At 65.2% G+C, this 12,437-nt stretch carries 14 protein-coding genes and 1 pseudogene; 8 read left to right on the forward strand and 7 right to left on the reverse strand.

From position 1 onward, the window contains the following. Positions 1–129: 129 nt before the first annotated feature. Positions 130–606 (reverse strand): ribosomal protein S18-alanine N-acetyltransferase, encoded by a 477-nt coding sequence (rimI, locus tag KBY99_RS12375; protein WP_254999359.1) that lies wholly within the window; start codon positions 604–606, stop codon positions 130–132. Between the two features lie 27 nt (positions 607–633). On the opposite strand from rimI, the gene lysA reads away from it, so the two are divergent. The 6 genes from lysA (at position 634) to KBY99_RS12405 (ending at position 6,518) form a co-directional block, all read left to right on the forward strand. Beyond that, the gene (gene lysA / locus KBY99_RS12380; protein ID WP_254999361.1) at positions 634–2,022 is read left to right on the forward strand and encodes a diaminopimelate decarboxylase; all 1,389 of its coding nucleotides are present in this window, start codon (positions 634–636) and stop codon (positions 2,020–2,022) included. A gap of 62 nt (positions 2,023–2,084) precedes the next feature. Next, positions 2,085–2,873 (forward strand): diadenylate cyclase CdaA, encoded by a 789-nt coding sequence (gene cdaA / locus KBY99_RS12385; RefSeq protein WP_254999363.1) that lies wholly within the window; start codon positions 2,085–2,087, stop codon positions 2,871–2,873. Continuing rightward, entirely contained in the window at positions 2,870–3,643 is a 774-nt protein-coding gene (locus KBY99_RS12390; protein ID WP_254999365.1) for an isoprenyl transferase, read from the forward strand. The genes cdaA and KBY99_RS12390 overlap by 4 nt, the downstream gene beginning before the upstream one ends. A gap of 67 nt (positions 3,644–3,710) precedes the next feature. Continuing rightward, a complete protein-coding gene (gene bioB / locus KBY99_RS12395; protein WP_396112063.1) occupies positions 3,711–4,598 on the forward strand; it encodes a biotin synthase BioB in 888 nt (295 codons plus the stop codon). Continuing rightward, positions 4,595–5,530 (forward strand): rhodanese-related sulfurtransferase, encoded by a 936-nt coding sequence (locus tag KBY99_RS12400; protein WP_254999367.1) that lies wholly within the window; start codon positions 4,595–4,597, stop codon positions 5,528–5,530. Before bioB ends, KBY99_RS12400 begins: the two co-directional genes overlap by 4 nt. Then, positions 5,496–6,518 carry a DUF952 domain-containing protein gene (locus KBY99_RS12405; RefSeq protein WP_254999368.1) on the forward strand — a complete coding sequence of 341 codons (1,023 nt, stop codon included), beginning with the start codon at positions 5,496–5,498 and terminating at the stop codon, positions 6,516–6,518. Before KBY99_RS12400 ends, KBY99_RS12405 begins: the two co-directional genes overlap by 35 nt. 65 nt (positions 6,519–6,583) lie before the next feature. Here the strand turns inward: KBY99_RS12405 and KBY99_RS12410 are convergent, their stop codons facing one another. Both KBY99_RS12410 and KBY99_RS12415 read right to left on the reverse strand, forming a co-directional pair. After that, positions 6,584–6,880 (reverse strand): type II toxin-antitoxin system VapC family toxin, encoded by a 297-nt coding sequence (locus tag KBY99_RS12410; RefSeq protein WP_254999369.1) that lies wholly within the window; start codon positions 6,878–6,880, stop codon positions 6,584–6,586. A 134-nt stretch (positions 6,881–7,014) separates the two neighbouring features. After that, entirely contained in the window at positions 7,015–7,308 is a 294-nt protein-coding gene (locus KBY99_RS12415) for a type II toxin-antitoxin system Phd/YefM family antitoxin (RefSeq protein ID WP_254999370.1), read from the reverse strand. A 94-nt stretch (positions 7,309–7,402) separates the two neighbouring features. Between KBY99_RS12415 and KBY99_RS12420 the strand changes: the two genes are divergently transcribed. After that, the gene (locus KBY99_RS12420; RefSeq protein ID WP_254999371.1) at positions 7,403–7,936 is read left to right on the forward strand and encodes a hypothetical protein; all 534 of its coding nucleotides are present in this window, start codon (positions 7,403–7,405) and stop codon (positions 7,934–7,936) included. A gap of 40 nt (positions 7,937–7,976) precedes the next feature. On the opposite strand, the pseudogene KBY99_RS12425 reads toward KBY99_RS12420, so the two are convergent. Beyond that, positions 7,977–8,957 (reverse strand): annotated as a pseudogene (locus tag KBY99_RS12425) (carbohydrate porin); the annotation flags it as partial. 310 nt (positions 8,958–9,267) lie between these two features. Between KBY99_RS12425 and KBY99_RS12430 the strand changes: the two are divergent. Next, on the forward strand, positions 9,268–10,017 hold the full coding sequence (locus KBY99_RS12430) for a J domain-containing protein (RefSeq protein WP_254999372.1): 750 nt from the start codon (positions 9,268–9,270) through the stop codon (positions 10,015–10,017). Here KBY99_RS12430 and lipA read toward each other — a convergent pair. From lipA to KBY99_RS12445, 3 genes are all read right to left on the reverse strand, one after another. Beyond that, the gene (lipA, locus tag KBY99_RS12435; RefSeq protein WP_254999375.1) at positions 9,996–10,922 is read right to left on the reverse strand and encodes a lipoyl synthase; all 927 of its coding nucleotides are present in this window, start codon (positions 10,920–10,922) and stop codon (positions 9,996–9,998) included. The genes KBY99_RS12430 and lipA overlap by 22 nt on opposite strands. A gap of 19 nt (positions 10,923–10,941) precedes the next feature. After that, on the reverse strand, positions 10,942–11,520 hold the full coding sequence (gene recR, locus KBY99_RS12440; protein WP_106632752.1) for a recombination mediator RecR: 579 nt from the start codon (positions 11,518–11,520) through the stop codon (positions 10,942–10,944). A gap of 62 nt (positions 11,521–11,582) precedes the next feature. Further along, entirely contained in the window at positions 11,583–12,293 is a 711-nt protein-coding gene (locus tag KBY99_RS12445; protein ID WP_254999376.1) for a pentapeptide repeat-containing protein, read from the reverse strand. Positions 12,294–12,437: the final 144 nt, after the last annotated feature.

Consider the following 12,437-nt stretch of genomic DNA (forward strand, 5'->3'; position numbering starts at 1 on the left):
GGTGTGGTTTACGCCGCATCAAAGGCAGATCCCCTGCGGTGGCTGGGTCTAAGGCGTTCGAAGGCAACAATGCAAATTGCTGAATTGCCGGTCATTAGCAATAAGAAAAGCCGGTTATCCACACCATGGCTACGCATCATTCATGTCAGATAACCGCAGCCATTGGATCAGGGCGTCTTCGCCATTGCGGTAGTAACCGCGACGCACTCCTGCATCACGGAAGCCCAGTCGTCGGTATAGGGCCACTGCCGCAGTGTTTGCCGGGCTTACTTCCAGGGTGGCGTGCAGGGCTCCCTGCTGCCCGGCCTCCAGCAGCAGGGCCTTCAGCACCTGCTGGCCTAAGCCCCGGCGCCGCTGCTCGGGATCCACCGCCACCACGGTGATGTGCAGTTCATCTACCACCAGCCAACCGCTAGCCAAGGCCAGTAGCTGCTGCCCTTGCCAAAGACCCACCCCGGGGCGCCGCTGCTCCGCCAGCTCGCTCTGCCACTGGGCGCGGTTCCACAGGCCGCCGAGGCTGGCCTGGTCGAGGTTTAAGCAGGCCTCCAGGTGCTCAGGAGCCAGGGCTGCCAGGTGCAGCGCCGCCAAGTAGTTCCTTACATTCATGCTCACTTGACCCGCGCGGCCACAGTCATGCTGACCTCCCCTGAGCCCGTTGCGCTGCTGAATCCCTTTGAACGCGATAGGGATCCCCATAGTCCTAATCGCAATCTCACCCCCCTCACCACTGCCTTAGACAGTGAGGGGCGCTTAGTGGTGGGTGGCTGCCTGCTGAGCGACCTGGCCCGCGATTACGGCACACCTTTATATGTGCTCGATGAAGCCACCTTGCGGGGCACCTGCCGGGCCTACCGAGAAGCCCTCGCCGAGCACTACCCAGGGCAGTCCTTAGCCATCTACGCCTCCAAGGCGAATAGCTCCTTGGCCATAACTGCCCTGGTGGCATCCGAAGGCCTGGGGCTTGATGCGGTTTCCGCTGGCGAGTTGCTCACCGCCCTGCAGGGGGGCATGCCGGCGGAGCGCATCGTGCTGCACGGCAACAACAAGAGCCGCGAAGAGCTGGCCCTCGCAGCTGAGCAGGGCGTCACGGTGGTGGCTGACAACTGGCGCGATCTTGAGCTGCTGGCTGCCCTGGCCCCTGACTTTCAGCGACCCGTGCAGCTGATGCTGCGTTTTACGCCGGGTATTGAGTGCCACACCCATGAGTACATCCGCACCGGCCACCTCGATAGCAAGTTTGGTTTCGATCCCGACCAGCTCGAAGCGGTGCTGCAGCACCTGGCGACCTGTTCCTGGGCCCAGCTCACGGGGCTGCACGCCCACATTGGCTCCCAGATTTTCGAGCTCCAGCCCCATCGCGACCTAGCTGGAGTGATGGCCGATGCCCTGGCCTTGGCCCGCTCCCTGGGTCACCAGGTGGTTGATCTCAACGTGGGCGGTGGCCTGGGTATTCGTTACACCACCAGCGACGATCCGCCGAGCATCAGTGAGTGGGTGCGCACCGTGGCCGAGGCGGTGGCGGCGGCCTGTCAGGAGCGGCGGCTGGAGCTGCCCCGTCTGCTTTGTGAACCGGGGCGTTCCCTGGTGGCCAGCGGCGGGGTCACCCTCTACGAGGTGGGCAGCCGCAAGGACATTCCTGGCATCCGCACCTACCTATCTGTGGACGGCGGCATGAGCGACAACCCCCGGCCGATCACCTACCAGTCTCAATACACGGCGGTGTTGGCCGATCGCCCCACGGCCGAGGCCACCGAAACCGTCACCGTTGCTGGTAAGCACTGCGAATCTGGCGACGTGCTGCTCAAGGATCTGGCCCTGCCGCCAGCTGGCAGTGGCGATGTGTTGGCGGTGTTTGCCACCGGCGCTTACAACGCCTCGATGAGCTCCAACTACAACCGCATCCCTAGGCCAGCGGCGGTGCTGGTCCACGACGGGGTCGCTGATTTGGTGCAGCGCCGCGAGCAGCCGGAAGACCTACTGCGCTACGACGTTTTGCCAACTCGGTTGCGATCGGTAAGGTGAGTTAGTCGACTGGAGTACGTGTGATCGGGCCGCAACTGGGTGAGTTGCTACGGCTGATCGATATGCGCTTGCTCCTTGATCTGCTGTTTGCCTTCGGCCTGGGCGTGCTTGTGCTCGGCCGGGTCACCGAAGCACGCACCCTCTGGCTGTTAAGGGGCTATTTGTTGCTGGTGGCCCTGGCCTGGGTGGTGCAGCGCTACGCCAACCTGCCGCTCACCAGCAAGCTTGTTGATGCCCTGGTTCTGGCCTGCAGCCTCGCCCTGGCGATTCTCTGGCAGGGGGAGCTGCGCAGGCTGATGGAGCTGCTTGGCACCGGCCGCATCGGAGTTTTGTTTGGCAGCCGCAGCCAAGATCAACTGGGGTCGGGATCGGTGGCGGTTCTGAGTGAGGCTGCCGGCCGTCTTTCCCAGGCCCGCCGGGGTGGCTTGATCGTGGTGGATCTGGGCAGCGACCTGCGCCCTGAAGATTTCCTGAATCCCGGCATTGGCCTCGACGCCAAGCTGTCGGTGGATTTGCTGCTCAACTTGTTCGCCGCTGACACGCCACTACACGACGGTGCCGTGCTGGTGAAGGCCAACCGCATCGTCGCTGCAGGTGTGATCCTCCCCCTATCCCGTCAGGGCATCAACCGCTATGGCACCCGCCATCTGGCGGCTCTAGGGCTGACCGAGCGCTTCGATCAGTGCCTCGCGATCGTTGTGTCGGAGGAAACCGGCACCCTGTCTCTGGCGAGTCAGGGCCGCCTCGAGCGGCCAATTACCAGTAGCCGTCTCCACGACCTGCTCAGCCAGGCCCTGGCCTTGCCTGTTGGGCGTAGCGTGGCGAAGGACACGCCGGAATCACGCGGATGAGTCGCGCCCTGGCGACCACTACTGCGAAAGCCTCCCAGCCCGTTCCGGCTGGCCTAGATCCCGCGCGCCTGCCGGTCCATGTGGCCGTGATCATGGACGGCAATGGCCGCTGGGCAAAGCAGCGCAACCTGCCCCGGGTGATGGGACACCGGGAGGGGGTTGAGGCCCTTAAGCGCACCTTGCGGCTCTGCAGCGACTGGGGCATCGGCGCCCTCACCGCCTACGCCTTTTCCACCGAAAACTGGAGCCGCCCTGGCGAGGAGGTGAGCTTTCTGATGGCTCTGTTTGAGCGGGTGCTGGCCCGCGAGCTTCAATCCCTGGAGCAGGAGCAGGTGCGGATTCGCTTCCTTGGCGACCTTGAGCCCCTGCCGGAGGGTCTGAAGCGTCTGATTGCTGATGCCACCGAGCGCACGGCAGCTAATACGGGCATTCACTTCAACGTTTGCACCAACTACGGCGGCCGAGCCGAGCTGGTGCGTGCTGCCCAGCGACTGGCCCAGCGCTGCGTGGCTGGGGAACTAGATCCTGCCGCAATCGATGAGCAGCAGCTTGCCGCCGAGCTGCACACCGCTGGTGAGTGCGATCCGGATCTGTTGATCCGCACCAGTGGCGAGAGGCGCATCAGCAATTTCCTGCTTTGGCAGCTCGCCTACGCCGAAATCCACATCACCGATGTGCTCTGGCCCGATTTCAATCAGGCGGCCCTGCTGGATGCCCTGCTCGACTACCAGGGCCGCCAGCGCCGCTTTGGTGGTGTCGAACCCTGCTGAACTTGCCTTGATCACGCGTCATGACTGGTCCCGTTCTGAAATCCAGGCGCTGCTGGAGCAGCCGCTGATGGAGTTGCTTTGGCAGGCCCAGCAGGTGCACCGCGCCGCCAACCCCGGATACCACGTGCAGCTGGCTTCTCTACTCAGCGTCAAGACCGGCGGCTGCGAAGAGGACTGCGCCTACTGCCCCCAGTCGCTGCACAACAGCAGCGATGTGGCGGGCCGGCCGGAGCTGGAGGTGGAGCCGGTGCTGGAGCGGGCCCGGGCCGCCAAGCAAGCCGGGGCCCATCGCTTCTGCATGGGCTGGGCCTGGCGTGAAATCCGCGACGGCGCTCCCTTTGAGGCAATGCTGCAGATGGTGCGCGGCGTGCGCGAGCTGGGCCTGGAGGCCTGTGTGACCGCCGGCATGCTGAGCGATTCCCAGGCCGAGCGCCTAGCTGAGGCCGGTCTCACCGCCTACAACCACAACCTCGACACCAGCCCCGAGCACTACGACCGGATCATCACCACCCGCACTTACCAGGAGCGGCTGGAGACCCTGGCCCGGGTGCGGCGCTCCGGCATCACCCTCTGTTGTGGCGGCATCATCGGCATGGGCGAAACCGACGCCGACCGGGCCGGGCTGCTGCAGGTGCTTGCCAACCTGGATCCCCACCCGGAGAGTGTGCCGATCAATGCCCTGGTGGCGGTGGAGGGCACCCCCTTAGAAGATCTGCCGCCGGTCGACCCCCTAGAGCTGGTGCGGATGGTGGCCACGGCCAGGATCTTGATGCCCCAGGCGCGGGTGCGGCTCAGTGCCGGCCGCGAGCAGCTGGGTCGGGAAGCCCAGATTCTTTGCCTGCTCGCTGGGGCCGATTCAATTTTTTATGGCGACACCCTGCTCACCACCTCCAATCCAGCCGTCGATGCCGATCGGGAGCTCCTGGCCGCCGCCGGCGTGCAGGTGGGCGGATGAGTGTGCTGGTGGCGGCGTTTTATCGCTTCGCCGCCCTTGAGGGCCTGCCAGACCTGCAGCGTGAGCTGGGCGACCTGGCAGCAGCCGAGGGGGTGAGCGGCACGATCCTGCTGGCGGCTGAGGGGGTAAATGGCACGATTGCCGGAGCAGATGCTGGCGTGCAGGCGCTGCTGGCTCGGCTGCGGCAGGTGGCAGGCCTGGAGCGGTTGGAAGCCAAGTTCAGCCGCTCGGAGATTCAGGCTTTCCACCGGCTCAAAGTGCGCCTCAAGCGCGAGATCGTGACCATGGGTGAGCCCCAGGTGAGTCCCTATCTGGCCTCAGCGGTGGGTACCCACGTCCCCCCTGGGCAGTGGGATGCCCTGATCGCCGACCCCGACACCCTGGTGATCGATACCCGCAACGCCTACGAGGTGGCGATCGGCAGCTTTGAGGGTGCGATTGATCCGGGCACCGCAACTTTTCGCGAGTTTCCCCAGTGGGTGGAGCGGGAGCTCAGGCCGCTGGTGGAGCAGCGCCAGCCCCGGGCGATTGCGATGTTCTGCACCGGTGGCATCCGCTGTGAGAAGGCCACGGCCTACCTGCAGCAGCAGGGTTTTGCCGGGGTGCACCACCTTGAGGGGGGAATCTTGCGCTACCTCGAGGAGATCCCCGAGCCGCTAAGCAGCTGGCGCGGCGAGTGTTTCGTGTTTGATAAGCGAGTAGCCGTCAACCACCGGCTCGAGCCCGGTGAGCACAGCGTTTGCCATGCCTGCGGCCTGCCGCTTTCGCCTGCCGATCGTGAGCTGGCCAGCTACGTGGCCGGGGTGAGCTGCCGCCACTGCCTCGAGCGCTTCAGCGACGCTGATCGGCAGCGTTTCGCCGAGCGTCAGCGCCAGATGGAGCGAGCCCGCCAGCGGGGTGAGCACCACCTTGGTGGGCGCCCCGTTGGCTGATTACCAGCCAATTTTGTACAGCTTTCGCCGCTGCCCCTACGCGATCCGGGCGCGGCTGGCCTTGGCTGCCGCTGGCCTGCAATCTGGCCAGGATCTGGAGTTGCGCGAGGTGAGCCTCAAGGCCAAGCCCCCCGAGTTGCTGGAGGCCTCCGCCAAGGGCACGGTGCCGGTGTTGGTGCTGGGGGCTCAGGTGCTGGGGGTTCAGGTGCTGGATGAAAGCCTGGCAATCATGCGCTGGGCCCTGGAGCGCCGCGACCCCCTCGGCTGGTTGGCGGGCTGGAGCCCAGCCCAGCTGGCCGATATGGAGGCACTGATTGCCACCAACGACGGCCCCTTTAAGCATCACCTCGATCGCTTCAAATACCCCGATCGCTACCAAGGGGAGCCAGCCAGCACCAACCGGCTTGCTGGCCTCACGATCCTGCGCCGCTGGAACGAGCAACTGGGGGCCGGAGGCTGGCTGCTCGGCGATCGCCCTTCCCTGGCCGACTGGGCCCTGCTGCCATTCGTGCGCCAGTTTCGCCTGGTAGATCCGGCGGGCTTTGACGCCGAGCCGCAGTTGGCGGCGCTCCAGGCCTGGCTGGGTCGGTTTTTGGCTTCTGCGGAGCTGGCGGCGGTGCAGGAGGTTCCCTGGGCGGCGCGAGCCCCTTGGCGCTCACCTGGCTTGCTTTATCACCTGGCGCTGCGGCCGGAGTGGCAGGCGGCCCGGGCCGATGGGGTGTATCGCCGCTCCACCCGTGGCTTGGCTTTGGAATCGGTGGGCTTCATTCACCTCAGCTCAGCGCACCAGGTGCCGGCCACCGCTAGCCGCTTCTACGCCGATCTGCCCGCAGGGGCGGTGCTGCTGCTGACGATTGATCCCCAGCGCCTGGCCGCCGCCGGTTTGGAGGTGCGTTTCGAGCTAGCCGACGGGGGGAAGCCCTTTCCCCACCTTTATGGGCCCTTGCCCCTGGAGGCGGTGCGGCTTGCGGAGCCGTGGCGGCGGTGACTTTGGGCGACTCCAGGGGGCCTAAATGCCCACCGTGGGCCCCTCAAGGGGTGTGGGCGCTTGCGTCACTGGAGCACCTCCAGCTCAAGGAGCTGGGCCGCTTGGTTGAGGCGACGGTCGAAACAGGCGAAGGTCATGGGAAGGTCCAGCTGCTGGTGCAGGTTGTGGGCTGCAGCTAGTTGCACGCTGTCGTATCCGCGCAGGCCAAATGCTTCCGCATACATTCCGGCTTTTTCAACCAGCGGCTGGTTGACATCAGCGATCACAAAGTCAGGCCAAGCCCGCTCAAACATGGATCGAGCCTGGGCCAATCCAGACTGACTAGCACCCTTGAAGCGAGTGCGCTGGGCAAAGGCAGCCATCGACTCAGCCCAAGTGATCCTGCAGACCGCGATTCCTTATGATGAAGAGCTTGCCTTGATCATGCTGTCGCTGCCCTGCTCGTCGATGAAGAGCTTGAGAAGGGCAGAGGTATCACAAAAAAGGATCACAGTGACTAACCACGATCCTCGATCACGATGTCACTCATCAGTGGGCCGCCATCGTTCAGCTTTACGGGTGGTGGAATCGCAGGATTCTTGCCATTCCAGCTGATCACGCCGGCATCAATCGCCTTCTGTAGCGGATTGGTTGAGGCTGAAGCAGCTGGGTTCAGAGCTGTGATGCGAGCGATGGGCTTGCGATGGGAGGTGACTTCCACCACCTCGCCAGATTGAGCGCGGGCCAGCCATTCGGAGAGATGGGTCTTGAGATCTCGCACCGAAACCTGACTTGCGACTACTTCTGACACGATTGGCGCTACATTTGCGACCACATTAGCCGCCTCCCGCCGCAGAGGGCCGTTGGGCAGAGGTTGAGACTGGCCCATGCCGTGGCGGTTGTGGATGTCCAGCTCTTCCCCCGGGGCACCTACCTGCCCCAATCCCAGCCTGGAGCAGCTGGAGCAGGAGGCCCGCACGCGGGGCCTTCTGCTGCGCCTGCAGGTGGGCCGGCCAGCTGGGTTGGCCTGGAGCCTGCGGCTGGGGGTGGCGCGCAGGGATGGGGAGAGGCTGGTGCTGCTTGGTGAGATCAAAGGCTGGGCCCTGCCTGCGGCCGCTGGCCTGCGGCTCGACACGATGCGGGTGCAGGGGGAGGACACGGCCGCCGTAGGACCCTTGATCTGGGCGGCCACCTTTGCCTGGGCCCTGGAGGCAACCCCCTGCCGCCAGGCCACGATCCTGGCCATCCGCGACAGCGAGGCCCAGCACCGCCGCCTGGTGCGCTACTTCCGCCAGCTGGGCTTCAGCCCCCTGCGCGAGCTCGGTGCCGGAGTTGCCGATTTTGCCCCCCGGCTGATCTGGGGCGGCGCCGGTCTTTTGATGCGGGCCGATTGCACTGAGGTGTTGCGCCGCAGTGGACGGCGGCTGGGGCTGGGTTGATCAACTTCCAAGCCGGCATCGGCTTGGCGTTGCTGCCATCGGGGTTGAGGATCAGCTGCAGCACCGGCTGAAGGCTGAGGTTGGCGTTTACCAGCCAGCTGTAGTTGAGTTCGAGCACGGTTTCACTGTCTTGGCCAGGCGAGAGGCTGGGGCTGAAGCGGCTGCTGCCGATACCTAGGGCCAGCACATCGAGGGGGCGGCCTGGCACTAGCCCCTGACTGAGCCAGCCCCCACCGAGAAAAAGCGGTATGGGGTTGGTGTCCCACTCAAAGCCGGCGTTTACACCCAGCCAGATGCGGTTGTCGAGCCCCAGCGGTAGCGGCGCCGCCATGGTGAGGGTGGCCATGGCGGCGCCATCCAGGTTGCCTGTGCTGCGGTTGTCGACGTAGCCGCTGGCGATCTGTAGCAGGGGCGGCGGCAGCTGGCGGGTGATTTGCTGGTCGCCGGCGCGGATTGGCTTTTGCATCGCCGCCGCTCCCGGTAAGCGTTCATAGCGCCACTGCACTATCTGGAGGTGGCCGTTGAGGCGCTGCTGGTCGGGGTTGACGCCGAATAGGGAAGCCAGGCTGTATTCGGGATCCAGCAGAAAGGCGCCGTAGTGCCATTCGCCCCAGCGGCCGGCAGGCTCCGGTCGCCAACTCAGCTGCAGGCCAGGGGCGGTGTAGGGGTTGATTGGCAGCCCGTCAACACTGAGGTTGAGGGTGTCGTTGAGGGCTGAGTGCACGTAGGCATCAAGCACCGGTGCACTGACGAACCCCGGATTGAGCGAGAACACCCCGGCCTTGATGCCGATGCCTCCCTGGCCTGGCTGGCGCTCCACGCTGGCTTCGGTGAGCCAGAGGCCAGTGGGGTGGGCCGTGCTCTGCAGGGGGAAGGCGGCGCCGAGGCTCTTTGCGTAGTTGGCATCACCGCTGAACAGCATCAGCTGCAGGTTGGTGCGCCAGTGGTCGGCTTCTTGCCACTGCTGCGGCTCCTTGGCCAGCCCGCTGCTGAATGTTGCCCCCAAGGTGAGTTGCTGCATCCAGCTGGCGCCTTGACGCTCGCCACCGCTGGGGTTGGCCAGGGGCTGGGCCTGCAGGTTGAAGTCGAGGTCGAGCCAGCTGGCTGTTGGCGCCGGCTCGGCCAAAACTGAATACGGCAGCAGCCAATTAGTTGCTATCAGCAGTAGGGGTGCCAGCAGGCGCTTGGGGGATCGTGCCGCGCCGCTCAAACGCTTACAGGCTCCGGATGTGGCTTGCCACTGGCTTGGAGTGGCGTTGGGGCAAGTATGCCGCTGCTGGCATCTCCGTGCTCCGCAACAATGGCAGCCTGGGTTGAGGTAGGGGGGGTGAATGGGTTTTGATCCCCGCCACTGGCGCCCCTCTGCCACCTCCTCTCCGGTTACGGCCAATCTGGAGGAGCTGCTGGCCGAAAACGAGAGCCTGCGCCGGGAGGTGCGGGCTCTGAGGCAGCAGTTGGACCAGCAAGCCTGGACGCACCAGCACTCCTGGTCGCAGCAGCAAGCCTGGTCACCCAATCGGGCCCGCAGCCGTGTCACCTCCGCCGCTTCCCACGGGATCACCGCGGCGCGGTTGGAGCGCTGGGGAGCTGCCATGGCATCCCATCCCCGCTGGCAGGAGCTGCGCCTGGGGCCGCCCGCTGGCTTGCGGGGTTTGGTGGAGGAGTTGCGCAGCCAGTGGTGGGATCCGCGACTCGAGCTGGAACAGGAGCTAAACCGCCGCTGCCCCGGCCTGGGCTCTGAGCTGGTTGAGGCCTTGCGGGGACCTCACTGCCGCTGGCGTTGGGCTGTGCGGGCGGCCTTTGCGCTCTATGGTCCGCGCGCTCCGGAGTGGCTGGAGGAGGCCCCAATGCGGGTCGTGGAGGAGTTGCTGCGACGCAGCCCAGGCAGCTCTGGCACAACCGCCAGCGCAGCTGATCCTCGCCAGCAAGCCTTAGCACTACTGGGCTTGGCGCCCGGTGCCAGCCCTGCCGAGATCCGGCGGGCTTACCGGCGACTGGCTAAAAATCACCACCCCGATCTAGGTGGAGAGGTGACGGCCTTCCATCGCCTTGATGCTGCCTATCGATTGCTGGTCGGTTGAGAGGCTGCGTGATAACTGCTACGCACCAGTGGCCCGCTGCGCACCTGCTCAAACCCCAGCTCTCGGGCTATGGCTCCCAGCCGTTCGAATTCCGCCGGAGTCCAGTAGCGAGCAACCGGAATGTGGGCAAGGGATGGGCGCAGGTATTGCCCAAGGGTTAGGCGCTGGCAATCGACTGATCGCAGGTCGCCCATCGTCTGCAGCACCTCAGCTTCGGTTTCGCCCAGCCCCAGCATCAGCCCACTCTTGGTGGGGATGGCGGGCGCCAGTTCGCGGGCAGCGGCCAACAAGACCAGGGAGCGGCGGTAGGTGGCGCCCCGGCGCACCTCCCCCTGAAGGCGCTCCACGGTTTCGAGGTTGTGGTTAAAGCAAGCGGGCTGCGCCGCCAGCACTGCGGCCAGCCGTTGCCGTTGGGCCGCCAACCCCTCCTGTTCGTCGCGATGGCCGCCCCAGAAGTCGGGGGTGAGCACTTCAATGCCCACTCCGGGTGTTCGCTGGCGGATCGCCGCCATGGCGGTGGTGAATAGGTGGGCGCCGTGGTCGGCCAGGTCGTCGCGGGCCACGGCCGTGAGCACCACATAGGAGAGCTGCAGCGCGGCAACTGCCTCGGCCACCCGCTCGGCCTCGCCTGCATCTAGGGGCTTGGGTGCCTGGCCCTTCTCCACCTGGCAGAAGGCGCAGCTGCGGGTGCAAATAGAGCCCCCCAGGAGGAAGGTGGCGGTGCCAGCGGCGTAGCACTCGGCTCGGTTGGGGCAGCGGCCCTCCTCGCAGATGGTGTGCAGCCTCTGCTGTTTCACCAATGCCTGCACGTTTTCCAGGGCTGAGGCATTGCCCACCGGACGCCGCAGCCACTCGGGCAGCCGTTCGGCTGGGGCGATGCTGCTGTAGCGGGTCGTGCTGGTCATGGCAGGGCCACCCTTGTGCTTACTCCACCTGGCGCCGGCCTTCAAAGGCCCGGGCCAGGGTTACCTCGTCGGCGTATTCCAACTCGCTGCCGACGGGCAAGCCGTAGGCAATGCGGCTCACGGTGGTGAATGGTTTGAGCAGCCGGGCCAAATAGAGACTGGTGGTGTCCCCTTCGACACTTGGTGTCAGGGCCAGGATCACCTCAGTGATGGATTCCTTGTCGACCCGGTTCACCAGGGGCTGGATCTGCAGCAGCTCGGGACCGATGCCATCCATTGGTGAGATCAAGCCGCAGAGCACGTGGTAGTGCCCCTTGAACTCCCGGGTGCGCTCCATCGCCAGCAGGTCGCGGGAATCGGCCACAACACAAAGCTGGCCGTTGCCGCGCTCTTCGTTGCGGCAGATCTCACAGATCGGCTCGGCCGAGAGATGGAAGCAGCACTTGCACTGGCCCACCTGGCTGCGGGCTGCTAGCAGGGCGTCGGCGAAGTTGCGAACCTGCTCCTCAGGCTGGCGCAAAAGGTGCAGAGCAAGCCGCTGGGCCGTGCGGGGGCCAATTCCAGGTAAGCGCTCGAACTGGTCGATCAGCCTGGCCAGGGGGCGGGTAAAGCCGCTCAGCAGTCCGCCGCAATTGCTCAGAACTTAGGCAGCCAGCTCGATCAGCTGGGATTGGGGGCACCGCTATCGAGGCTGGCCCTATCAAGTTGTGCTCCATCAAGTTCTGCCCCATCAAGTTGGGCCCCTTCCAGCAGGGCACCGTCCAGCAGGGCTCCCTCAAGATCGGCACCTACAAGGATCGCGCCACGCAAGTCGGCATCGCGCAGATCAGCGCCGCGCAGGTTGGATCCGCTCAGATCGGTGCCGGCCAGGTTGGCTCGGCGCAGCACGCTCCCTTCCAGGTTGACGTTGTGCCAGTGGCCGTTGGCAGCCTGCAGATTGCGTAGGTCAAAGCCCGCTAGCTCCTGGCCGTCGATTGGTAGCCCGGCGCTGTTAAGGATTTCTAGAGCAGAAATACGCCCCACCAGCCATTTGACGCCGGAGGCATTGCAGTTCATCAGCAGCTCGTAGGCCTCGATGTTGTCGCGCTGGCGCCGTTTTTGAGCCTCCAGCACGTAGAGGAAGGCGGCCGTCACGATGCTCAGCGATTCCACATTGCCGACGCTGATCAGGGCCTCCGCATCCCGCCAAAGGCACCCCGGGGCCCAGCGGTTGTTGCGGCAGGTGGCGTAGCTGTTCACCACCAGCAGCAGCGCCATGGCTGCTGAACCAGATAGGGCCAGGCGGAACAGAAAGGAGCCGTCCAGCAGGCGGAAGAAGCGGGAGTCGTGACGACGCTGCTGCCGGTCCACCCAGGTGGATTGGCGTGGCATGGGGAGACTGGAGATCAGGAGCCCATGCTGACCCCTGGGGGCTCGGCTGCCCAGCAGAATGGCGCCACGCAACGCGCCTTGAGCCATGGCTGTTTTTTGCAATCAGGCTGTTTTTTGCAATCAGGCTGTTTTTTGCAGTCGGGC

It is taken from the genome of Cyanobium sp. Maggiore-St4-Cus (assembly GCF_024345615.1).
GTDB lineage: Bacteria > Cyanobacteriota > Cyanobacteriia > PCC-6307 > Cyanobiaceae > Cyanobium_A > Cyanobium_A usitatum.